Source organism: Kordiimonas marina, from assembly GCF_023006325.1.
Taxonomy (GTDB): Bacteria; Pseudomonadota; Alphaproteobacteria; order Sphingomonadales; family Kordiimonadaceae; genus Kordiimonas; species Kordiimonas marina.
Window position 1 is genome coordinate 437,624 of sequence record NZ_JAINDF010000003.1, and the last position, 22,704, is coordinate 460,327.

Sequence of the window (22,704 nt, forward strand, 5' to 3'; positions counted from 1 at the left end):
AACGAGAGATCTGACCCTCAAGGACCTAATCCCATGAAAAAACTGACCCTTATCGGCGGCGCCCTGGCGATTGTCGCCGGTGTCCAGATTGTTGGCGCCAAGATAATCGGCAACAGCATGGAAACCCAAGCCCGGACGATTGCCGGCGCCTACAGTGATGTCATGGGGTATCCCTTCGAGATCAAGAATTTCACCTCCGGCTGGTTCAGCTCGGACATGACAGTCAGCGTACCGATCAACAAGGCTGTTCTGCCGGGGCTCGCAAACATCGGCATCACACCGGAAGCCAAAGACGGCAAAGCCCCCACCATCGACTTCGATATCCACCTGACACACGGCCCCATCATCTTGAACAATGGGCTACATTTCAGCCTGGCTTACGCCGCGATGGAAACGGGACGCCACGCCTCGAAAAAAGCCGAGCTTGTGGTCCATGAACAGGACCCGGACAAGCACGAAACCCTGATCCTGTTCGTCGCAGACCTTATCCGCGCCATCGGCCCGGACCTGATGATGAATGTCCATTATGACCGCTCCGTCGATATGTCAGCCTACTTCCATGGCGGCAAGGTGGCCCTCAGGCAACAGGCGGAGGGCGGTAAAAGCGCCACCAGCCTGCTCCTCAAACTGCGGCCGGTAAAAAGCACATTCCACCTGGACAGCACCGCCAAGCACCTGACCGGTGACACTGAGTTCGGCGGCATGACGCTCGACCTGTCATCCCCTGCCCTGACGACCTATATCCAGACCGGGTCGGCCTCCCTCAAGGGAGAATACCAGCCCCTGGCCCAAGGCTACTGGGCAGGCAAAGCCAATTTCGAAATGGAGCCCATGCGCCTGACGGTGCATGAGGGCGGCAAGCCGGTGCTGATCAAGCTTGCAGGCCTCAAAAGCGAGTCTGAAACCAGCACCAGCCACGCGGGCAAGGAAGCCGTTCTCGCCACCAAAGCCACGGTTAGCTCCCCGGGGCTCAGCGTCATGGTTGACGACAACAAGCTGAAGCTCGGCCATATCGAAGCGGACGTGCGGTTGAAGAACCTGCTTCTTGACCTTGTCGCCCGCGAAATGCAGATGCGTAAAAAGCTGGCGCCTGAAGGCCTTAGCGTTCCCTTTGCCGTGGTCGGCGCTAAGGACTTCGCGTCGCTGGCCGAACGGCAGGTTGAAGCCCGCCCCGAACTGACGCTCGATCATTACACCATCGCCAACGCTGATGGCGAAAGCAGCCTTACGGGCACGCTTCGCCTCCGGGAAGACGCGCATGCCAACATCCTGGAAAATCCGGAAGCCCTTGCCGGGGCGCTCCAGGGTAAGTTCACGGTCAAGATCGACACGGCCATGCTGAAAACGCTGATCTATGAGGGCAGCAGCCTTGGCCCGAAAAAGCCGACCCGTGCCCAGACCGACCAGACAGCCGATGCGATGCTGGCGCAATATAGCCAAGCGGGCCTTATCAAGGCCGAAGGTGACAGCTATGTCAGCACCATCCAGCTGGAAGACAACAAGCTCATCGTCAACGGCAAGCCGATCCGGCCGCTTTATGCCCCGCATCAGGTGACCAAAGCCGTGCCGGCCGCCACACCCGGCACGGACGCACAGCAGCCTCAATAAAGCTATCGGCGGGCTGATTGGCGGGCGGGTATCAGCCTTTCGCCCGCACGCCTATCTTGTCAGCATAAAAAGCCTGGATGGCGGCCAGGTCCGCGTCCTTGTCCCCAGTCGGGATGAATTGCGGGCCGATGCCGATTTCCCGCGTCCGGCTATCGAGATAGGCGAACTGGATCGGGACACCTGCTTCCACCGCAATGCGGTAAAAGCCGGTTTTCCATTTCTCCACCTTCGACCGCGTTCCTTCCGGGGCAAGCCCGAGGATAAGGGAATCCCGCGTCCTGAAGGCTTCAACGGCCTCATTCACCAGGTCCGCGGCGTTTTTGGTTTCGCGTTCGACCGGGATGCCGCCAAGCCAATAGAACAGCTTCCCGAACGGGCCCTCGAACAAGGTATGTTTGCCAAAGAACCGTACCCTCAGCCGCAAAACGCCGACCACCGACATGAAAAGCGGGAAATCCCAGTTGCTGGTGTGGGGGGCTGCGATGGCAACGAGCTTGGCATCCGCAGGCACGGAGCCAACCAGCTTCCAGCGCCCACATGCAAGAATGACGCGGCCCAGCCAATAAAGCAGGCCGCTGAAAAAACGGCTGTCGTATATAAGGCGTTCTTCCGCCACTGCGCTTCCCTTCCCCTGCCCGGTTGCTTCGGTGAAACCACACCGGACCGGCGGCGCACGGTAGCCGATCGCCCTATTTTCGCCAAGCCATAAACGAAGCACAAAAAAACAGGCGGACAGGGTGTCCCCTGTCCGCCGTGTAAGTCCCGTGCCGACCGCTCAGGCAAACGGCCAACACCTAACTCGTATCGAGTACCTTCCAGATCTCAGGCAAAATCCTAAAGGCACCCTACTATCAGCAAGGGGTGTGCCAGAAATAAATGACCTAATATTTCAATGGCTTAGAAATATGTGTTCCAAAATGGCACAGACTCGCCGCGCTATAATGTGTTTCATTTTGGTACGCGTCCCATTTTGGGACAGTTGACCGAAACCTTAGCCGACCAGCAGGCGCTCGTACGCAATCAGCAGCACGCCGATCACCGACTTGGAGAAGCCCGCGCTTTCAAGAAGCCGGGCAACGAGCTTCTTGTCCCCCTTGTCGAGCACCATTTCCATGACGTCATAGGGCCGGCCAAGCAGCACTGTCAGCGCCATGGTGAAAAGCCGGACATTGTTGTTCTGGAGATAGTTGAGAAGCACGTCGGAGGTAAGCCCCTGCATCGCGTGCAGCTGGGTCAGATAATTTTCAATCTCGCTTAAGGGCGCCATTTCAAGCGTGCGCGAGAAAACCTGGCGGTTGGCCATCGATACCAGATAGGAAGCATAATCCGTCGCAAGACCGAATTTCTCGCTCAGATACTCGCCATACCGCTTGGAAACCTTGAAGATGATGCGTTCGACCACCGCCGCCGGCAGGTCGGCGCGGGCAGCCAGCATTTCCATCAGGCTGCGCTCTTCCGGGAACCGGTCGACAACGCGGTTACAGCTCCGCTCAGACAGGGTCACCGTATCGTTGCCGACAAGGGCGGTGACCGCTTCCTGGCTGCCGATATCGCTGATCGCATAGCTGACGGCTTCGGAAAGCCCGCGGCGCTGCGCAATTGCTTCCTGGGCGCCGCCGCTGCAATCCCGCACGATTTCTTCGAGGAAGGCATCATCGACAGCTTCGGACGCCACAAGGAACGGCATGGAAATCTGGTCGATATCCTTGGCGAGATGAACAACGATATCCTTGGGCAGGAAGCTGCAGCTTTTCAGCTCACGTGACAGGGCTTCGCGCACGGACACGGAAACGTCCTCCACCAAAAGGCGGGCCAGGTCAACAGCATCCTTGCTGTCCCCCTCACCAGGTGAGCGCGCAAGAATACGGCCGACCTTCCGCGCGATTTCTACACGCGCCGCAAGATCGATATTGCGCAACTCTTCAGCGTCGTTCAGTTCAATGCTCATTCACGCACCTGATGTAACGATACCCCCTATCGTGTGGCCGTGCTCATACCCTGAAATGATCACTTTTCCTATTCTAAAATGACTTTCTTCAAACCTCGCGCAAAACGTGCGGAATTATCTACATATACCTGCGCGGACGCTTTGATCATTTCTTTTTCTTCGGGTTTCAGCTCACGGACCACCCGGGCCGGGGCGCCGACGATCAGCACCCCTTCAGGGAAGCTTTTGCCTTCTGTCACCAGGCTGCCGGCCCCGACGATAGAGCCCGCGCCGATGGTGGCATGGTTCAGGATCGTGCTGCCCATGCCGATAAGCGCATAATCCCCGATGGTGCAGCCATGCAGCATGACCTTATGGCCCACCGTCACGCCCTTGCCGATCTTGAGCGGTGCGCCAATGTCGGTATGCAGCACCGAGCCGTCCTGGATGTTGCTGTCCTCGCCGATGGTGACCGGGTCGTTATCGCCCCGGATCGTCACACCGAACCACACGCTGGAGCGCGGGGCCATGTTCACCCGGCCGATCACGGCCGCATTCGGCGCAACCCAGGCACTATCGTCTTCGAGATTGGGGCGAACACCATCAAGCTCATAAAGCATAAATATTTCTTTCGATCTGCTGCTCGTTCATTTTCATAGGATAATTGAAAGCAGACAAAAGCCAAGTAATGGTTTAGAAGAGCGCCCGCAACGCCAACAACTCCCACGGGTCCCATGGTAGACGAAATCGGCAAAGAAGCCCTGGAATGGCGCGGCAATGCCCCTGTGGCGCCGCGCTTCGGCGATGTCTATTATTCTGCCGAGAACGGGCTTGAGGAAACAGGCTTCGTCTTCCTCCAGGGCACCGGCGCCCCGGCCGTGTGGCAGGACCGGGACCATTATGTCATTGCAGAAACCGGGTTCGGGACCGGGCTCAATTTCCTCGCCACATGGAAGGCCTGGAAAGAAAGCGGCACCCCAGGCCGGCTGACGTTCATCTCGGTTGAAGGCTACCCCTTGAGCCGGGAGGCCCTGAAGGCCGCGCATGAAAGCTTCCCGGATATAGCCGCCTACGCCCGCAAGCTTTATGACGCCTGGCCGCCGCCCGCCCCCGGCTTTCACCCACGCACGTTCGAGGACGGCAAGATCACGCTGATCCTGCTGTTCGGGGACGCAGAACACGCATTCAAACGGCTATCCGCCACGGTCGACGCCTGGTATCTGGACGGCTTCGCACCCGCCAAGAACCCGGACATGTGGTCGGACGCCGTGCTCGATGAAATCGCCCGGCTGTCACGCCCCGGCACCCGCTTCGCCACCTTCACCGCTGCGGGTTTCGTCCGCCGCGGGCTTCAGGCGCGGGGCTTCCGGGTCGAAAAAGTGCCCGGTTACGGCCGCAAGCGCGAACGCCTGGTGGGCGAGATGGAAACACCGCCCGCCTATACGGCCCCCCGCCCCTACCCGGACTGGGCAACCCCGCCGAGCACGGCTGCAGACGGCCCCATCGCCGTTGTCGGTGCCGGGATTGCCGGGCTCAGCATCGCGGACGCGCTCCGCCGCCGGGGCCGCGATGTCACGGTGATCAGCGGTTCCCTGCCGTCCGCGAGCCGCGTGCCCGCCGCGATCCTGTCACCGCGTTTCAGCCTGGATGACCAGCCGCAGGCGCAGTTTTTCAGTTCTGCCTTCGCCTACAGCGGCTGCTTCGCTCCCTTCCGGGATGCCTGGGCGCAAGAGCGCGGCATTGAAGTCCGCGCCAAACCGGGGGCCGACACCGATTGGGCCACACGTATCGCCGCGCACCTGAAATGGGGGCAGGACTGGCTCCAACCGCTCGAGGGCGGCTTCATGTTGCCCATGGGCGGCAGCCTCGATACGGAAAAAGCGCTCGCGGCGCTTGGACACGGCCTCCCGCATATGGAAGCCGATATCACAGCTCTTGAACGCGACGGCGACGGCTGGCGGCTTCTGGGGCCGGACGGCGACACCGTGCTGAACGCAGCCTCGGTGGTTATTGCCACCGGTATGACGAGCGCGGACCTTTCAGGCGCCGGGGACCGGATCGAGCTTCGCCCCAACGGCGGCCAGATCGAGCGCCTGCCCACCTCGGCCGCGCCCGAGCTGGCGCCCCACAGCTTTGCCTTCGGCGGTTATGTGACTGCTGCGGTCGGCGGTGAACGCACGCTCGGCTCAACCTTCGACCGGCTCACCACGGGCACGGCTTATCCGCCGAGCGAGGACGCTAGGGCCCGGATACTGGCGGCCCTTGAGGCCTCAACCGGCGTGACGATAGACCCGGCCAGCCTTACGGGGTCCTGGACAGGCATCCGGGCGACGACGGCGGACCACCTGCCGTTCGTGGGCCAAATGCCGGATTGGGACGCGGCCGCCGAACAATATGCCCCGCTTGCCAAGGATGCACGCACCCGAAACCTTGGCGCGCCAAGCTACAGGGGCGGCCTCTATATCCTGACGGGGCTCGGCTCCAAGGGCTTCCAGTATGGCCCTTTGGCCGCCGAATATCTCGCGGCCCAGATGACCGGCGAGCCTTTGCCGCTGCCCACGGACCTCGCCCCGACGATCAGCCCCTTGAAGGGCTTCATCCGGGGTCTGATCCGCGGCACCGTTCAGCCTTAAGTGCTTGCGGCTCCTGCCGTGCCCAACACCTTGTCCTTCAGCCGTCCACCGATTTCGGTCAGATGATCGAACTCATGCTGGAACGTGCCTGTTCCTTGGGTCAGCGAGCGGAGCTCGATGATCATATCCTGGATTTCGGCGGTGGGGATTTCGGCGTCGATCTGCTCCCAACCGGGCCAGCCCTGTCGGTTGTTGAAGCCGAGAATCTGGCCGCGTCGGCTGGCCACCAGGCTGTTGATCTTGGCCATATGGGCCGTGGGCGCCATCACCTGCACCCGCTCGACCGGCTCCAGAAGCACGGGGTCGCATTCCGGCATGGCCTCCGCCATCGCCATACGGCCCGCCATCTTGAAGGCCATGTCGCTGCTGTCGACCGAATGGGTCTGCCCGTCCTTCAGCTCAACTTCGACATCGACCACCGGAAAACCGAGCGGCCCATGCAGGAGATATTCCTTCACGCCAGCTTCAACGCTGGGAATATATTGCTTGGGGATCGCGCCACCTGTGATGTGTTCGGAGAAGCGGAAGCCTGTCCCCGGCGCCTGCGGGCGGATCTCCACCGTGACATCGCCGAACTGGCCGTGACCGCCGGACTGCTTCTTGTAGCGCGAATGCTGGGTCCGGGCCCGGCGGATGGTTTCCTTATAGGGCACCCGCGGCATCCCGAACCGGACGTTAACGCCATACTTGTCCTTCAAGCGGGCGAGGGCCGCCCGCATATGGATTTCGCCCTGCCCCCACAGGATCAGTTGCCCGGTATCCTCCCGGTGTTCGATCGCATAGGAGGTATCCTCGTCCAACAGTTTGGTCAGCGCTTCCGAAAGCCGGACTTCGTCCTTGCGGTCCTCGACAATCACGGCGACCGAATAGACCGGCTGCAAGGCCTGGGGCTTTGGCGCATCGGTGCCGCCGAGTGTCTCCCCGGTTGCGACGCCTTCGAGCCGCGGGATCAGCACCACGTCGCCCGCGTCGGCGATCGTGGTTTTCTTGAGCTCGGTCCCGTGCAGGCGGTAAAGGCCGGAGATTTTATTGTCCCCCAGGTGCAGGCCGTCGCTGATGGTGCCCTTGATCACGCGCCCGCAGGACATTTTGCCCATATGCGGCAAATGGCGGGTCTTGAAGATATAGGCGCAGCTTTCGCGGCTTTTCTTCGGCATCATGCGCGTGCTCGCCAGCTCAAACCCCGGCATTTCGTGGCGCAGCGCCTTCATCAGACGCCTGAGGCCATAGCCCTCATGGGCACAGCCCATCAGCACAGGCATGATCCGGCCCGAGGCCATATCGTCCGCCAGGTCCTTGAATACTTCATCCGATGGCGGGTCGATATCCTCCAGAAGTTCCTCCATCAGCTCGTCATGGAAGTCGGCGATGGTCTCCAGCATATGGAAGCGTTCGTCCTTGACCTGCTCGGCCAGGGTGGCGGGCATATCGATCAACTCGCTCTGACCGTCGCGCCCGTAGCTGTAGGCCCGCTTGTGGGCAAGGTCGATATAGCCCGTGATCTCCTCCCCTTCGCGGATCGGAATATGCCTGAGCACCGTCGGCCGCGCGCTGACCTCATCGAGCGCCGCCGCCAAGTCCCGGATATGGACGTTGCTATGGTCGATCTTGTTGATGAACAGAAGGTGCGGAATGCCGTCATTCTCCAGGTCCCGGAGGAGCGGGCTAAGCGCCTGTAGCTTTTCAGGCTCCGGCTCCGCCACGACGACGGCGATATCGGCCGCATGGACCGCATTCCGCATTTCCTGTGAAAATTCCACCGAGCCTGGACAATCGAAAAATATATATTGGTCACCGAGATAATGGACCGAGGCGAGATTGATATCGACGCCCATGGAAAGGGCCTTGGCTTCGACACTATCGTCACCAAAAACCCGCTCGCCATTGGCACGGCGGCGGGTGGTCTCGGTCATAAAGAGAATATTTTCAAGAAGCGTGGTTTTACCGCTTGCATAGGGGCCCACGAGCGCGACTACCCGCGGGCCGGTCTGGATGCCTTGGGTCATGTGATCCTCCGTCCCAGGTTGATCAAACCGCCAGGCGAAACCTTATGTTTCGTCAGCGACCGGGCATAGGCATCATTCTTCTTATTCTTGGCAGTTGAGCGGATGACCAGAATAACAGACTGCAGCGTGCGGGCCAAACTTCACGCCCGTATCAGCCCCCTGCCCCGGCAAGCCCTTGATTTTCATAAAAATGGCTCCGAGGTATAAATGACGGTCCTTGGCAGGCCTGTCGCTAAATGACGGATGAAGTGAGTCGCAACCGCCTATTCCGCCCCTGTACGGGAGGCACGCAATCGCCTATAAGGCGCCGGAGAGTATCGCGGAGACAGACGAGGAGTATCATCATGGCAGAGGTTGAAATTGTCGAAGTCGGTGCACGCGACGGGCTTCAGAATGAGAAGACCCTGTTCACCACGGCCGACAAGGTCAAGCTGATCACCGACGCCATGGCCGCAGGGCTGAAACGCCTTGAAGTGGCAAGCTTCGTCCACCCGAAACTGGTCCCGCAGATGGCGGACGCCGAAGCCGTGGTCGCTGAGCTGCCGGACCTCAAGGACGTCACCTATATCGGCCTTGTCCTCAACAAGCGCGGCTATATGCGGGCGCTTGCCACCAAGGACGGCAACAAGCGCGGCGTCGACGAAGTCGGCTGTGTCGCCACTGCCTCCAACACGTTCGGGGAAAAGAACCAGGGTCAGACCCGTGCGGAATCTGTCCAGGTTTCCAAGGAAATTATCGAACTCGCGCGCCGGGACGGGCTTTCGGCGCAGGTGACCATCTCCACCGCCTTCGGCTGCCCGTTCGAGGGTGAAGTCGACCCGGAAGTGGTCGTCGACATGGCGAAGGAACTGGCCGAAGCTTCCCCCCGCGAAATCGCCATCGCCGACACCATCGGCGTCGCCGCCCCCATCCGGGTGCGCCAGCTTGTGGAACGGCTGAAGGAAGAACTGCCGGGCGTGACCTTACGGGCCCATTTCCATAACACCCGCAACACCGGCATCGCCAACGCCTGGGCGGCGTATGAAGCCGGTGTGCCTGTGCTGGATAGTTCGGTCGCAGGCCTTGGCGGCTGCCCGTTCGCCCCGCGCGCCACCGGCAATATCGGCACCGAGGACCTTCTGTATATGCTGGACCGTTCCGGCGTGGATACCGGCGTCACCCTCGACCGCATGATCGAGCTCGCCCACTGGATTGAAACGGTGCTAGGCCGGCCCGCGCCCTCAATGGTCTCGCAGGCCGGCGGTTTCCCGAAGGGCGTGGTCTGAAATTTGGGGCCTGATCAGGCCACCACATTCACCCACAGAACGATGAGCGGCACGAAACTGAGGAAAAACAGGTTCGCGCGCCACGGCACCTTGTTGACGGTAATATGCACGATGGTGTGCAGAAGCCGGATGGCGACATAAGCCCAGGCCGAGGCCACGCTGACGGTATCAGCCGCGCCGAACACGGCAGCCGCCAGACAGCCGACATAAAACAGGATCGGCGTTTCAAACAGGTTGATCATGTTGCGCTGGGCGACGCGGACATATTCCGGCTCACCCTCGCCCTGGAAGGTCTTGAAATATTTAAGGTTGGTGGTCTCGCCCGCCTTCACCGCCGCGAACCGGCGCTTGACGAGGACCAAGGCGACGCCGAACGTCAGCGCCGCCAAAGCCGCCATTGGGTAGAGAATTGCTTTATCCATGTCTAATGAGCCCCTGCCAGTAATTGTTCCCGGTGATTATCTAAGCGTGCAAGTGCCTGTCTTGGCAAGTCCGCTTTGGGCGCGAGCCGCACGGCGTAGCGATAATCCGCCCGCGCGGCTTTCAGGTCACCCTCAGCCTTGAACACATTGCCGCGGTTCACATAGGCCCGCCAATAATGCCGGTCCTCCCGGATCGCGCGGTCGCACGCTTCCTTGGCTTTATCGAGATGGCCAAGCACATAATTAACCGCACACAGGTTGTTGAGCATGGGCAGAAGCCGCGCGCTGCCGATATCGAAGCTGACCGCGCGTTCGAACCGGTCGGCGGCGGTTTCCAGGTCTCCGGCTTTCATGGCCTGCATGGCCACTTCATAGTTGCGGTCCTTGGTGAGATACAAAACCTGGGCTTCCGCCCCTTGCGCCGACACGCCAACAAGGCCTGCGCCCATAAGGATCGCCATCAGTTGCGGCATCCGTTTCTTCGCTGTCCCGAACATTGTCTGTCTCCTCGCTTTGGGTCGCTGTCGTGACCCGGTTTCGGCATTTCGCCTGCTGAGACGTGATATGGTGGATACGAATACGGATGGAAATTGCGGAATAATGCATGTAACCTATTCAAAATTGAATTGGCCAAAATAAAAAGACGGCCAAGATATTGCGAGGGACACAATGATAGCCTGGGATGACCTGAAATATTTTCTGGCAATGGCCGAACACGGCAGCCTGTCGGCGGCCGCACGCAAACTGAATGTCAGCCAACCTACGCTGAGCCGCCGCCTGACCGCGCTTGAGGAAGACGTCGGCGCTGAGCTTTTCTCCCGCACCCGCACGGGGCTGGAGATGACCACGCTCGGCGAACAGCTTCTCCACCATGCCCGGCATATGCAGGATGACGTCCTCGCCATCGAACGGCTGGTAACAGGTCAGGACACCAACCTGACCGGCAGCGTGATGATTTCCTGTATCGAGGCCATCGGCGGGCGCTGGCTGGTCGGGCAATTGAAGCCGTTTCGGGCACGCTATCCCGGCATCACGGTCGATATCAAGGTCGACAATGCCGCATCGGACCTATTGAGACGCGAAGCCGATATCGCGCTCCGCATGTTTCGGCCGGTGCAGAATGACCTTGTCGCCAAACGCACGGTTTCCATGGTCTACGGCTATTATGCCACCCGCGGCTACCTGGAAAAACACGGGATGCCCGAACACACGCGTGACCTCAAAAATCACTGTTTCATCCTGCCGCACGATGAAATCCTTGCCCATACCAAGACCGACCCGCGCAAGGTCTATGCCCTCTCAGAAGCGGCGGCGTTCCGCTCCAACAACATGACGGCGCTGGCGACCGCGGTGGAGGAAGGCATGGGGATCGGCGCCTATCCGTGCCTGATGGCGGCCGAGAATGATGACCTGGTGCGCCTGTTCGACGACCATACCGTCTTCAGCTCGGACATCTGGCTGGTGGCACACGCCGAATTGAAGCGGAACGCCCGCATCCGCGCCATGTATGACTATCTGGGCGACATGCTGCATGACAATGCCGCCGCCTTTTCAGGGGAAGGCTGAGCCGGGAACCGGGCGTCAGTCTTTCTTTTTGCGATAATGGACGGCGCGGACGATATTGCCGCGCCCTTCATATTCCAGTTCATCGAAACAGTTGCGGGCCATCAGGATGCCGCGGCCATGTTTCTTGAGGTCTCCAGGCGCTTCCGCCGTCACGCCATTATAGTCGAAGCCCTCGCCCGGGTCGGTGATCACGAACTCCAGCCGGTCAGCGGTGCGGCGGAACTCAACCATTACAGTGCGCCCGGCATAATCCGTTTGCGCGCGGCGGTGATGGATCTCCTCGGTCAGGGCTCCGCTTTCGATCAGCCGTCCCTTTTCATCGTGCCCGATACCCAGGCATCCGTGTTCGATCCCGTTGATGATCAATTCCGACAGGCCGACCGCGACGGTCCGCGGCTCTGACGCCGACAGGGACAGCATGGTCGCCAGGTTTTGCGCTTCACGGCGGGTATGGAGCCGGAACGTACCCTGCATGACCTCCCCGATCGCGGAGGCCCGGCGTTCGATATCCTTTCTGAGCCGTTTGATCCGGTCATATTCCGTTGAATCGACCGCAATCATGCGCCTGAGCTGGGCCGCGCTGATGGAGCCGTCCACCACCTTCGACGCCCCCATCATCAGGAGCGTATCCTCCTGCGCGGCTGCATCCTTTTCCAGGATCGCGATCACAGGCCCCCCAGCCTGCAGGAAGCCCGCATCGATGCAGGTCAAGGCTTCGCGGAAGAAATCCAGGTCGTCCCCGGTTTCAATGATGATAAGCCGTAACGCCGCGGAGGCTGAACCGCACTGGCCGTTATGGAAATCGGCTGCCGTTACAATACGCCGCTTCAGCGGCAAATCGGCCAGGCATTTCTCCATCCGCTTGGCCCAGGACGCGGACTTGACGATGGCGACGACTTCCGGGTTTTCGGCTTTCATGTCCGTCATGCGCCTGCCCCTTCCGCGTTGCAGTGGATGGCAACCGCGGTCATATCGTCCGGAAGTTCCCGGCTTCTGGTTTCATAGAAACGGTCCAAGAGGCGTTTGACCATCGTCGCGCGCGGGCCCTCGCCCGCCACGGCTGTCAGAAGCTCGGCTAACCCGGCCTCGCCCAGGAAACTGCCATCCGGTGCCGGCGCTTCGGTCAGCGCATCGGAATAACAGAACAGGCTTTCGCCTGTCGCCAGCCGTTCCTGCCGGTTTTCGTAATCGGGATTGGAGAGAATGCCAACCGGGATGCCGGTGGTATCGAGATAGCGGACACCGCCCTCACCCACCACCATCGGCCGGGGCGCACCGGCGCCGGCATAGGTAAGCTCGCCACTGTCCCGGTCAAGCACGCCGTAGAACATGGTGCCGAACTGGCCGATAGGGAAATGCGGCTGCAAGGCTTCATTCAGCGCGGTCAGGAAAGCCGCAGGGTCACTCCGGCGCGGGCCAAGGCGGGTCATGGTGGCGTGAACCCGGAAGGTATTGAGCGCGGCGCCCACACCGTGCCCGGAAATATCGAGAATGAACAGCCCCAGCTTATTCTCCGGCAACAGCCAGCAGCCCCATAGATCGCCGCCCAGCTCGAAGGAGGCCTGGTAGAAAGCTTCGATGGTGCAATCGCAAGCCGCTTCGATCGCCTTGAGGACCGAGGCCTCCGGCAGCAGCGAATGCTGCATCTCCCGCGCTAGCGTAAGCTCCGCAGACATCCTTTCACGGAAAGATGACAAGCGGTTGATCAGAAAGCGATTTTCAAGATGCATCCGCACCCGGGCGAGCAGCTCCGGCTGGTTGATCGGTTTGGAGACAAAGTCGGTGGCACCGACCGCAAACACCTCCACCCGTTCCTGCGCTGTCTCGGATGCGGACTGAACCAGGATCGGCAAATGCGCGGTTTTCTTGTCCGCCCGCAATTTGCGGCAGACGTCATAGCCGGACAGCTTGGGCATTTTAAGGTCGAGGATCAGGATATCGGGTGGGTCTGCGGCAATGATTTCAAGCGCCTGCTCGCCATCTTCGGCGTAGGCGAGATTGGTAAAGCCGCCCTTGGTCAGGCAGGCGCCGATCATCTGCCGCATCAGCATCATGTCGTCGACGATCAGGATACGGGCGACCTCGATCCCTGCCCTCATGGCACTGGTGCCATCCAGCTTTTGCTCGCCCCCGTTACCTGAAACACTCATCGACTGGTCTGTCGCGGGCTAGGCTTGGAGAAGGTCGGAAAGTTTTGTCAGCTTCAGCATACTGGCGACATGACCATGCGCGCCGGTGACGCTCAGTTTCCAGTTGCCGGTATCGGCCTGTTCCTTGGCGATCAGGAACATGCCAAGCCCCGCGGAATCGATCATGCCGACATCGCTCAGGTCGAAGACACAATTGGTAATGTGTTTCTCTGACAAATCTTTCAAAAGCTGACGGAAGCTCACATTCTCGGAAAAGGTGATATCGCCCGTAAAGACAACCCGGGCATCCGCGTCATTCGTCTCGATCTTATATTCCATATCGTCATTCCCCTCCGGCATGAAATTCAAGACTATCTTCCCCCATCCAAAGGGACTTGTCACCTATCTTTCAACGATATAGCCGCAAATTCTCAACCACCGCCGGAGATAAAGCTCTCCGGCGTGGCGAGAAGTTGCCCCGATATCCTGAGGATACGACAGCCTAGAACTTGTGCTTCAGGTCTCGCACAATGGTTGCAGCCGCGTTATGGCCGGGAACACCGGTCACGCCGCCCCCCGGATGCGCGCCTGAACCACACAGATACAGCCCCTTCACCGGCATCCTGTGGTCGGCATGGCCGAGTACAGGACGGGCGCTGAAAAGCTGGTTCGGTGTCAGCTGACCGTGGAAGATGTCCCCGTCCGACAGGCCGAACTTGCGTTCGAGGTCCAGCGGCGAATGGATCTGCCGCGCGATGACGCTCGCTTTGAAGTTCGGCGCATAGCGGTTGACCGTATCAATGATCAGGTCCGCCACCTCATCCCGGCAGTCGTCCCAGCTTTTGCCGTCCGGCAGGTGCGGCGCAAACTGCTGGCAGAACAGGCTCATCACATGGCAGCCTTCGGGCGCCAGTGTGTCATCATAGGTGCTGGGAATCAGCGCTTCGATGATCGGCTCCTTCGACCAGCCATTCTGTTTCGCGTCGGTATAGGCCCGGTCGAGATAGTCCATCGACGGGCCAATGACGATGCCCGAGCTATTCGGCAGGCCATAGTCGTCCGACTTCCAGCAACTGAATTTCGGCAGTTCAGAAATCGCCACGTTCATACGGAAGGTGCCCGACCCGCTTTTGAGGTTGGTGATCCGGGTATGGAAATCACTCGGCACTACGCCGGGGTCGACCATCTTGCCGAACAAAAGCTTGGGCGTGACATTGGCGGCGACGGCCTTGGCGTCAATGCGCGTGCCGTCTTCCAGCGCCACACCGACCGCCCGGCCCTTTTCCGTGATGACCTCGGCGACCGGGCTTGAGGTCCTGATCTCGGCGCCTGCGGCCTCGGCCGCCTTGCGCATGGCCTGCGTGATCGCGCCCATACCGCCGATCGCATGGCCCCACGCGCCTTTCTTGCCGTTCACTTCGCCAAACGCATGGTGGAGAAGCACATAGGCGGTCCCCAGCGCATAGGGGCTGGTATAGGCGCCCACGATGCCGTCGAACGCAAAGGCGGCCTTGATGGCATCGCTTTCGAAATATCGGTCCAGCACGTCGGCGCAGCTGTCGGTCGCCATATCGAGAAGCAGGCGCTGCATTTCGATCGGCTGCTTGATGGTCTGGAGGCCGAGCATCCCGGCCTGGATGAGGTCCCGAAGCCCCCCGCCCGCGTTCGGCGGCGACTTGAGGAGCAGCGCGCGCAGCTGGTCCGCTACCGCTTCGATGTCTTCCTCATAGCGCTCCAGCGCGTCGGCATCCTTCTGCGAGAAGCGGGCGAATTCGCGCTTCTTGTTCTCCGCCCCCATGGGGAAGCTCAGGTAATTATCCTCATCGAGCGGGAAGAAGTTGGCCATGCCGCGTTCCACCACCTTCAGGCCATGACCATAAAGGTTCAGGTCGCTGATGACCTTCGGGTTCAGAAGGCTGACGGTATAGGAGGCTGCCGAGTTGCGGAACCCCGGGTGAAATTCTTCGGTGACGGCGGCGCCGCCCACCACGTCGCGGCGTTCAAGCACAACAACCTTGAGCCCGGCCTTGGCGAGATAGGCTGCGCAGGTCAGGCCGTTGTGGCCCCCGCCGATAATCGCTACATCATACATAAGAACAAGTCCCTCCATTCCCCATGTGTTTCGTGCCTACTATGTTTAGGCCTTCAGGACAATATGCCCTTTCACGGCTTCACAAGTGCGCACCTTTTGGCTACAAGCAGGTAAGTTTTCCAATCATGTGAGGCCCCGCCCGATGAAAACCGTTTTTGTCATGATCAAGTGTGAGCTTGGCCGTACTTACGATGTCGCTGCCTATCTCGCTGACGAGGTGCCTGAGCTGAGGAGCTGCTATTCCACCTCCGGCCAGTATGACCTTCTGGCCCAGTTCCAGCTCGGCACCGAGCAGGAAATCGGCCGGTTCATCACAAAAACGGTCCAGACCGCGCCGGGCGTGAAGGACACCTACACCATCATCGGCCTCAATGCCTTCACCGAAGACGGCGTGACCGGCGGGCCTGACGATATCTAAGTCCGGCGGTATCTGAGCCTTCAGAACAGTCTCACCTTTAGAAAAAGGGCGCCCCATAAGGCGCCCTTTTCGCATTTCCTGGCGTCAGGCTCAGCTGTCGGCCGCCTTACGCTTGAACACCGTTTTGCCGTCGATGAAGGTTTCCAGCACCTTGATGCTGCCGATATCCACCGGCTTCACCTTGTAGGGGTCATGGTCGACGATGATCATGTCCCCGCGCTTACCGACCTCAAGCGAGCCGCGGATGTTTTCCTGGTTCATCAGGTACGCCCCGCCGCGGGTGAGCGCCTGGATCATGTCATCCACCGTCAGGGCTTCTTCCGGCACCAGGGGCGGTTCCGACTTGGCCGGGTCGGCGTTCGGGTCCTGCCTGGTGACCGCCACTTCCATCGACTGGAACGGATCACTGGTGGAAACCGGCCAGTCACTGCCCCAGACGATGCGGGCGCCCGCGTCCTTGAAGCTCTTGGCCGGGTAAATCCAGCGCTGGAGGTCCTTCTGCAGGAACGGCACCGTCAGGTCGGTGATATATTCGTCAGCGAAGTGCCACAGCGTCTGCAGATCAGCCGTGACATTCAGCGGCTTGAAGTGCTTGATATCCTCCGGCCGGACGATCTCAAGGTGCGCGATCTGGTGGCGGCGGTCCTTCGGGCCGTTGGCTTTTTCAGCCGCCTCAACCGCGTCAAGCGCCATACGGACAGCCCGGTCCCCGATTGCGTGCATATGCACCTGGAAGCCATCGGCATCCAGATCGGTCACATAAGCGTCCAGCGCTTCCGGTGACAGGTTGGGCCTGCCGCGATACTCAGGCCCTTCGGCCGCGTTCACATAGGGGTCGATCATCGCCGCCGTGTGGTTTTCATAAACGCCATCGACGAAGATTTTGACACATTCGGCATTGAGCCGGTCCTTGGCGTGCTTGCGGTACTGGGCCCGCCGCGCGTCCAGCTCTTTCACTGTCTCAGCGGCGTTTTCAGGCGTGACAACCGAAGTCACCATCGCTTTGGCGGCCAAGAGACACACACGCATCCGCTGCGGCAGGTCCGGGTTTTCGGACAGCTTCAGGTAGGCCGCTTCATTCTGGTCGGCCATGATGGCGGCGTCGATCGACGAGGTAATGCCGTTCGAAAGCTGGAAGTGCATCCCGGCTTCGATGTTTTTCTCGGCGTCCTCCTCCGTCGGCTGCGGCACGATGCTCATCACCAGCGCCTGCGCCGCTTCGCGGAGCGTACCGGACGGGTTGCCGTCGGCATCATGTTCGATATGGCCGTTGATCGGGTCCTTGGTGTCCTTGGTGATACCGGCAAGTTCCAGCGCCTTGGTATTGACCCAGCTGTTGTGGCCGTCAGCGGCGCCGAGCACGACCGGGCGGTCCGGCACGATTGCATCCAGAAGCGCTTTGCTGGGGTTGGCGTCGGGGAACAGGCTCAGCTCCCACCCTGCCCCGAAGATTACCGGCAGGTCGGGGTTGGCGTCGGCATAGGCTTTGACGTCGGCGAGCACCGTTTTCACGTCCATGATGCTGCCAAGCGCCAGGCCGCGAATGCCCGCGCCGCCATCCGGCAGGTGGACATGGCTATCGGTAAAGCCCGGGAAAACCGCCTTTCCGCCCAGATCTTCGACCTTGGTTTTCGGCCCGATAAAGGCTTTGGCGCCCGCGTCGGTGCCGACGAAGACGATAGCACCGTTCCGGACGGCGACCGCCTGCACAACCGCATTCTGGTCGTTGACCGTATAAACGGTGCCGTGCGTCAGTACGAGATCGGCCGGCGCTTCGGCCTTTTTGCCGTTACAGCCCGCAAGGCCGAGCGACGCGGCGACAAGACCCGCTACAGCCCATGATGATGATTTAAACATGCTCCCCTCCAGTAAATGTGATCACATTTAAGGCCATGATTTCAGATAAATGTGATTAATGCAAGCCATCAAACGACGGAAATTCGCGGGAATCATCCCCACAATTGCGGGGCCGGGGCGGCGATATGATAGCCAGCATCGACCGCCAATTTGTGATCACGGTCGCGGGATAGCAACAGTACGCCATCAAGATCGACCCAGCGCGCAGTGGCGGCGACGATCAGCGCAGGCGCCATGGCCAGCGAGGTGCCGAGCATACAGCCGACGAATATCCCCATGTCCGCGTCCTGAGCCGCTGTCTCCAACCGCAAGGCTTCCGTCAGCCCGCCGCATTTATCGAGCTTGATATTGACCATATCATACTTGGCGGCGAGGCGCGGTACGTCATCGGCCGTGTGGCAGCTTTCATCGGCGCAAAGGGGAATGGGCCGGTTGAGGCCCGCAAGCGCATCATCCTGCCCCGCGGGGAGCGGTTGCTCCAAAAGCTCGATGCCAGCCTCTGCCATGGCGCGCAGGTAAGGCACCAGCATATCAGGCGTCCAGGCCTCGTTGGCGTCAGCGACCAGACGCGCGTCCGGTACCGCGGCGCGCACCGCAGCGACACGGGCATCGTCCCCCTCCCCGCCCAGCTTCAGCTTCAGCCGGGTCTTGCCGTCCGCAACAGCCCGCTGGGCGGCGTCGGCCATGGCTTCGGGGGTGCCGAGCGACAGGGTAAAGACGGTGGCGGTAGGCTTGGGGGCCGCGCGGCCCAGAAGGTCCCAGACGCGGACACCCGCCCGCTTGGCCCGAAGGTCCCACAGCGCGCAATCGAGGCCGTTCTTCGCCGCCGGGCTCAGCGGCAACGCCTGCACGTCAGTCTCGAGCGTCACACCCGCCTCAAAGCAGGCGGTGAGCTGGGCAACTGCCTGTGCCGGGGTATCGTCATAGCGGGTGTTCGGCTGGCATTCGCCGCGCCCGACATGAATGCCGTCCGTGACTTCGACATAAACGACATCCACATGGGTGCGGCTTGAGCGCGAAATAACGAAGGCTTCCCGAAGCGGCCAGGCTTCGGCGCGGGCAAAGCCCTGCAGCACAGCCGTCAAGCAGCCGCCTCCGCTTCCTTGGCGTCTTGGGCTTCCTGCTCCATCCGGCGCTTGAGCGTCGCGAACCACAGGAAGGCCATCGCCATATAGACGCAGCCGACGATCAAGGGCACGGTGTGACCGGCCTGGTAGAAGGTCCCGGCGACCAGCGGACCGACCGAACGGCCGAGCGGCTGCATCGACTGGAACACGCCCATCACCAGGCCGCGCTCATGCGCTTCCGCCCGGTGGGACGCCAGCGCCAGCATCGCGGTATTGAACAGCGCACTGCCGACCGCAGCCCCGGTCAGGCCGACGAAAATCGCCCATTCCGCCGGGACGAAGGCCAGAAGGCCAAGCCCGATCGCCATCGAGAGAAGGCCTGCGCGCACCATCGGCCGTTCGCCGTAGCGCTGCGCCAGACGGCCGACAAGGCCGCCCTGTACGAAGATGAGCACAAGGCCGATATAGGCGAAGACGATGCCCATATCGCGCGGCCCCCAGCCGTGGCGCACGTTGGCGAGCAGCGGCAGGGTCGATTCCATCATGGTCATCGCCATGGTGAAAGCCATCAGCATGATCGCCATCTGGAACGCAATCGGGTGACGCGCCACGCGCTTCATGGCGGCGAGCCGGCCGACCTGCGGCGTGGCAGGCGCCGGTGCGGCTTCGCCCTCCCGGTGGGATGCGGTTTCCTTGAGCATGAACAGGACGACCATCAGCCCCACAAGGCAGATGATGGCAGAAGCCGTGGCAGGCATCTCGATCCCGGCCGACGCCGCGCTCTTACCGCCCAAGTGGGCACCGAGCGCCGGGCCAAGCGTGAAGGCGAGGCCGATCCCGGCACCGATGATCCCCATGCCCTTGGCTCGTTTCTCAGGACCGGTGATGTCGGTGACCGAGGCGTAGATCACCGCACTGGCGCCGGCGAAGGTGCCTGCGAGCGCATACCCGATGAAGATACCGGCGACGCTGTCCCCGAAGAAAGCGACCGACACATAACTGAGGCAGGCGCCGGTGATGGTCATCGCCAACACGGGCTTCCGGCCCCACTTATCTGAAAGCCGCCCCCACGCGGGACCTGCCAGGAACTGGGCGAAACTGTAGCTCGCCAAAACCGGTGTCGCCAGCGACGGGCTGACACCGAGGTTCGTGAGCACATACATGACGGACGGCAGAAGCGTGGCAAATGCCGCCATCTGAAGGAAGATCAGGAAAAATAACGCAAGCATAGCTGGACAACCGGATGGTTATGGGAAAGAGGGATTAATAGGGAGCACGCTCAATAGCCGACCTCAAGGACTTTTTTGTCACGTCCCCCTTGAGGGACCGGCCAAGCGCCCTTCTCCATGCCGTTTCCCAAGCCATGCCGCCCGTGCGGGCTTTCGGCACCGACTCGTTTATATCAGGCGCCTTGTGACACCCTGCCCGAATGAGAAAACGGGGCCCTTGCGGACCCCGTTTCCAGTAAACTCAATTGATGCGTCCTGAAGATCAAACTTCGGACATCACCTGCCTCTTGGCCTCGTCCGTAAACGAAAGCAGGTGCTTTTCGAGTCGGTGCAGCGACATGTCGTAGCTGCGGGCCTCGCAGTCAGCAGCCACCTTGCGAAGGACGTCGTCATCGCCGTCTTCCTCAAGGTCGGATTGCACCACATCAGCGGCATAGGCTTTCAGCTCATCGCCCGAAAGACCGAATTCGGTACCAAGCCATTCCCCAAAAAGACGGTTGCGGCGGGCCCGCACCTTGAACATCAGTTCGTCGTCGTGGGCGTACTTGTCCTCGTAGCCTTTTTCGCGGTTATTAAATGTCGTCATGGAATTACATCCTCCTGTCCGAGTCTATGGTTGGACATAACTAAAATATCATAGCCAAAATGGCCGCGCTGGCAATTTCTATGCGGTTTTTACGAACATTTCCAAATCTTATTGCGAAATGTGACAGAAAGATTGTGGCTGACCCCATTTTCCCCTATGTTCGCGCCCGCGCAACCACTACCCTCCAACCCACGAGGAGCAGGCATTAATGTCCCGCCGCAACAAGATTTACGAAGGCAAGGCCAAAGTTCTTTTCGAAGGCCCTGAGCCCGGAACCATCATCCAGTATTTCAAAGACGATGCAACTGCCTTCAACGCCCAGAAAAAAGGCACGCTCGCCGGTAAAGGCGTCGTCAACAACCACATCTCCGAATATATCTTCAAGTCGCTCGCCGACATCGGCATCCCGACCCACTTTATCGAGCGCACCTCCATGCGGGAACAGCTCGTCAAAGCGGTGGAGATCATTCCGGTTGAAGTGATCGTCCGCAACATCGCGGCTGGCAGCCTTTCCTCCCGCCTCGGCATCGAAGAAGGCACGCTGCTGCCGAACCCGCTGATTGAATTCTGCTTCAAGTCGGATGAGTTGGGCGACCCGCTGATCGCTGAAGAACATATCCTGACCTTCGGCTGGGCCACCCCGGAAGAACTTGAGGACATCACCCACTATGCGCTCAGGGTGAACGACTTCATGTCCGGCCTGTTCGCAGGGATCGGCATCAAGCTCGTCGACTTCAAGCTTGAGTTCGGCCGCCTCTATGAAGGCGAAGACGAAATGACCGTCCTCGCCGACGAGATCAGCCCGGACGGCTGCCGCCTGTGGGACATGAAGACCGGCGAGAAGCTCGACAAGGACCGTTTCCGCCGTGACCTCGGCGGTGAGATGGAGGCCTACAAGGAAGTGGCCCGCCGTCTCGGTATCCTGCCGAACGCCGACATCACCGAATTCGCCGACCACCAGAACAAAGGGAAGTAAGCCCGATGAAAGCCCGCATCCACATCACCCTGAAGAACGGCGTCCTGGACCCGCAAGGCAAGGCGATCGAACATGCGCTTGGCAACATGGGGTTCACCGGCGTCGACGCCGCCCGCCAAGGCAAATATATCGAGCTGGACCTCAGCCACACCGACCGCGCGAAAGCCGAGGCCGAAGTGGACGAGATGTGCAAGAAGCTCCTCGCCAACACGGTGATTGAAAACTACAGCATCGAGCTGGAGTGAGGACCATGAAATCCGCCGTCATCGTCTTTCCCGGTTCCAACTGCGACCGGGATATGGCTGTTGCCCTTGAGAAAATCACGGGGCAGAAGCCGATCATGGTCTGGCACCAGGAGTATGACTTCCCTGAAGTCGACTTCATCGCGCTGCCAGGCGGTTTTTCCTATGGCGACTATCTGCGTTGCGGCGCCATGTCGGCCCGCAGCCACGTGATGAAGGAAGTGGTCAAGCGCGCCGAAGCGGGCGTGCCCACCTTCGGTGTGTGCAACGGCTTCCAGATCCTCACGGAAACCGGCTTGCTGCCGGGTGCCTTGATGCGTAACGCCAACCTGCACTTCGTCTGCCGCGACGTGGAAATGACGGTCGAGAACACCGACAGCATGTTCACCAGCGGTTACAAGGGCATGGACAGCATCACCATCCCGGTCGCGCACCATGATGGCAACTATTTTGCCGACACGGAAACGCTCGACCGCTTGGAAGGTGAAGGCCAGGTCGCGTTCAAATACAAAAGCGACATCAACGGCGCCCAGCGCCGCATCGCCGGTATCATGAACGCGAAAGGCAATGTCCTTGGCATGATGCCCCACCCCGAACGGATGATCGAACCGGCGCTCGGCGGCTCCGACGGCCGCATCCTGTTCGAATCCGTCATCAACTCGCTCGGCTAAGGGGAAGCAT

Annotated in this window: 22 protein-coding genes; 8 read left to right on the top strand and 14 right to left on the bottom strand. The window is 60.6% G+C overall.

Translation table 11 applies throughout. The features are described 5' to 3' along the window. Positions 1 to 33: 33 nt before the first annotated feature. Positions 34 to 1,608, top strand: coding sequence for a DUF945 family protein (locus tag K6118_RS08485; protein ID WP_247119820.1), 1,575 nt, complete (start codon positions 34 to 36; stop codon positions 1,606 to 1,608). Positions 1,609 to 1,639: 31 nt separating this feature from the next. On the opposite strand, the gene K6118_RS08490 is transcribed toward K6118_RS08485, so the two are convergent. The 3 genes from K6118_RS08490 to K6118_RS08500 all read right to left on the bottom strand — a co-directional run bounded on the left by K6118_RS08490 (position 1,640) and on the right by K6118_RS08500 (position 4,155). Further along, on the bottom strand, positions 1,640 to 2,224 hold the full coding sequence (locus K6118_RS08490; protein ID WP_247119821.1) for a lysophospholipid acyltransferase family protein: 585 nt from the start codon (positions 2,222 to 2,224) through the stop codon (positions 1,640 to 1,642). A gap of 375 nt (positions 2,225 to 2,599) precedes the next feature. Then, positions 2,600 to 3,556 carry a DUF2336 domain-containing protein gene (locus K6118_RS08495; RefSeq protein WP_247119822.1) on the bottom strand — a complete coding sequence of 319 codons (957 nt, stop codon included), beginning with the start codon at positions 3,554 to 3,556 and terminating at the stop codon, positions 2,600 to 2,602. 68 nt (positions 3,557 to 3,624) lie between these two features. Beyond that, positions 3,625 to 4,155 carry a gamma carbonic anhydrase family protein gene (locus K6118_RS08500; RefSeq protein ID WP_247119824.1) on the bottom strand — a complete coding sequence of 177 codons (531 nt, stop codon included), beginning with the start codon at positions 4,153 to 4,155 and terminating at the stop codon, positions 3,625 to 3,627. A gap of 114 nt (positions 4,156 to 4,269) precedes the next feature. On the opposite strand from K6118_RS08500, the gene mnmC reads away from it, so the two are divergent. Next, entirely contained in the window at positions 4,270 to 6,168 is a 1,899-nt protein-coding gene (mnmC, locus tag K6118_RS08505) for a bifunctional tRNA (5-methylaminomethyl-2-thiouridine)(34)-methyltransferase MnmC2/FAD-dependent 5-carboxymethylaminomethyl-2-thiouridine(34) oxidoreductase MnmC1 (RefSeq protein ID WP_247119826.1), read from the top strand. Here mnmC and K6118_RS08510 read toward each other — a convergent pair. Then, the gene (locus K6118_RS08510; protein WP_247119828.1) at positions 6,165 to 8,174 is read right to left on the bottom strand and encodes an elongation factor G; all 2,010 of its coding nucleotides are present in this window, start codon (positions 8,172 to 8,174) and stop codon (positions 6,165 to 6,167) included. The two genes, mnmC and K6118_RS08510, sit on opposite strands and share 4 nt — an antisense overlap. A 344-nt stretch (positions 8,175 to 8,518) precedes the next feature. On the opposite strand from K6118_RS08510, the gene K6118_RS08515 reads away from it, so the two are divergent. Further along, positions 8,519 to 9,439 carry a hydroxymethylglutaryl-CoA lyase gene (locus K6118_RS08515; protein WP_247119829.1) on the top strand — a complete coding sequence of 307 codons (921 nt, stop codon included), beginning with the start codon at positions 8,519 to 8,521 and terminating at the stop codon, positions 9,437 to 9,439. A 14-nt stretch (positions 9,440 to 9,453) separates the two neighbouring features. On the opposite strand, the gene K6118_RS08520 is transcribed toward K6118_RS08515, so the two are convergent. Both K6118_RS08520 and K6118_RS08525 read right to left on the bottom strand, forming a co-directional pair. After that, complete coding sequence (locus tag K6118_RS08520; protein WP_247119831.1) at positions 9,454 to 9,861, bottom strand: MAPEG family protein; 408 nt, start codon at positions 9,859 to 9,861, stop codon at positions 9,454 to 9,456. 2 nt (positions 9,862 to 9,863) lie between these two features. Beyond that, on the bottom strand, positions 9,864 to 10,358 hold the full coding sequence (locus K6118_RS08525; protein WP_247119833.1) for a hypothetical protein: 495 nt from the start codon (positions 10,356 to 10,358) through the stop codon (positions 9,864 to 9,866). Between the two features lie 172 nt (positions 10,359 to 10,530). Between K6118_RS08525 and K6118_RS08530 the strand changes: the two genes are divergently transcribed. Then, positions 10,531 to 11,427, top strand: a complete 897-nt coding sequence (locus tag K6118_RS08530) for a LysR family transcriptional regulator (RefSeq protein ID WP_247119835.1) — start codon at positions 10,531 to 10,533, stop codon at positions 11,425 to 11,427. Between the two features lie 15 nt (positions 11,428 to 11,442). On the opposite strand, the gene K6118_RS08535 is transcribed toward K6118_RS08530, so the two are convergent. From K6118_RS08535 to K6118_RS08550, 4 genes are all read right to left on the bottom strand, one after another. Next, the gene (locus K6118_RS08535) at positions 11,443 to 12,354 is read right to left on the bottom strand and encodes an ATP-binding protein (RefSeq protein ID WP_247119836.1); all 912 of its coding nucleotides are present in this window, start codon (positions 12,352 to 12,354) and stop codon (positions 11,443 to 11,445) included. Beyond that, positions 12,351 to 13,577: a PP2C family protein-serine/threonine phosphatase gene (locus K6118_RS08540; RefSeq protein ID WP_247119837.1), complete on the bottom strand. Its 1,227-nt coding sequence runs from the start codon at positions 13,575 to 13,577 to the stop codon at positions 12,351 to 12,353. Before K6118_RS08540 ends, K6118_RS08535 begins: the two co-directional genes overlap by 4 nt. A gap of 18 nt (positions 13,578 to 13,595) precedes the next feature. Continuing rightward, positions 13,596 to 13,895 (bottom strand): STAS domain-containing protein, encoded by a 300-nt coding sequence (locus tag K6118_RS08545; protein WP_247119838.1) that lies wholly within the window; start codon positions 13,893 to 13,895, stop codon positions 13,596 to 13,598. A gap of 163 nt (positions 13,896 to 14,058) precedes the next feature. Beyond that, positions 14,059 to 15,648, bottom strand: coding sequence for a phytoene desaturase family protein (locus tag K6118_RS08550; RefSeq protein ID WP_247119839.1), 1,590 nt, complete (start codon positions 15,646 to 15,648; stop codon positions 14,059 to 14,061). Positions 15,649 to 15,790: 142 nt separating this feature from the next. On the opposite strand from K6118_RS08550, the gene K6118_RS08555 reads away from it, so the two are divergent. Further along, positions 15,791 to 16,066, top strand: coding sequence for an Lrp/AsnC family transcriptional regulator (locus tag K6118_RS08555; RefSeq protein WP_247119841.1), 276 nt, complete (start codon positions 15,791 to 15,793; stop codon positions 16,064 to 16,066). 90 nt (positions 16,067 to 16,156) lie between these two features. On the opposite strand, the gene K6118_RS08560 is transcribed toward K6118_RS08555, so the two are convergent. The 4 genes from K6118_RS08560 to K6118_RS08575 all read right to left on the bottom strand — a co-directional run bounded on the left by K6118_RS08560 (position 16,157) and on the right by K6118_RS08575 (position 20,805). Continuing rightward, positions 16,157 to 17,923 carry an amidohydrolase gene (locus tag K6118_RS08560; RefSeq protein ID WP_247119843.1) on the bottom strand — a complete coding sequence of 589 codons (1,767 nt, stop codon included), beginning with the start codon at positions 17,921 to 17,923 and terminating at the stop codon, positions 16,157 to 16,159. A gap of 92 nt (positions 17,924 to 18,015) precedes the next feature. Next, positions 18,016 to 19,008: an N-acetyl-D-Glu racemase DgcA gene (gene dgcA, locus K6118_RS08565; protein ID WP_281500692.1), complete on the bottom strand. Its 993-nt coding sequence runs from the start codon at positions 19,006 to 19,008 to the stop codon at positions 18,016 to 18,018. Next, positions 19,005 to 20,219 (bottom strand): MFS transporter, encoded by a 1,215-nt coding sequence (locus tag K6118_RS08570; protein WP_247119845.1) that lies wholly within the window; start codon positions 20,217 to 20,219, stop codon positions 19,005 to 19,007. The genes dgcA and K6118_RS08570 overlap by 4 nt, the downstream gene beginning before the upstream one ends. 262 nt (positions 20,220 to 20,481) lie before the next feature. After that, positions 20,482 to 20,805, bottom strand: a complete 324-nt coding sequence (locus K6118_RS08575; protein WP_247119847.1) for a DUF1476 domain-containing protein — start codon at positions 20,803 to 20,805, stop codon at positions 20,482 to 20,484. A gap of 208 nt (positions 20,806 to 21,013) precedes the next feature. Between K6118_RS08575 and purC the strand changes: the two genes are divergently transcribed. The 3 genes from purC to purQ are packed head-to-tail and all read left to right on the top strand — an operon-like array spanning position 21,014 to position 22,694. Next, positions 21,014 to 21,781, top strand: coding sequence for a phosphoribosylaminoimidazolesuccinocarboxamide synthase (gene purC / locus K6118_RS08580; RefSeq protein WP_247119849.1), 768 nt, complete (start codon positions 21,014 to 21,016; stop codon positions 21,779 to 21,781). Between the two features lie 5 nt (positions 21,782 to 21,786). Continuing rightward, the gene (purS, locus tag K6118_RS08585) at positions 21,787 to 22,026 is read left to right on the top strand and encodes a phosphoribosylformylglycinamidine synthase subunit PurS (RefSeq protein WP_247119851.1); all 240 of its coding nucleotides are present in this window, start codon (positions 21,787 to 21,789) and stop codon (positions 22,024 to 22,026) included. 5 nt (positions 22,027 to 22,031) lie between these two features. After that, a complete protein-coding gene (gene purQ / locus K6118_RS08590) occupies positions 22,032 to 22,694 on the top strand; it encodes a phosphoribosylformylglycinamidine synthase subunit PurQ (RefSeq protein ID WP_247119853.1) in 663 nt (220 codons plus the stop codon). The last annotated feature ends 10 nt before the right edge of the window (positions 22,695 to 22,704 follow it).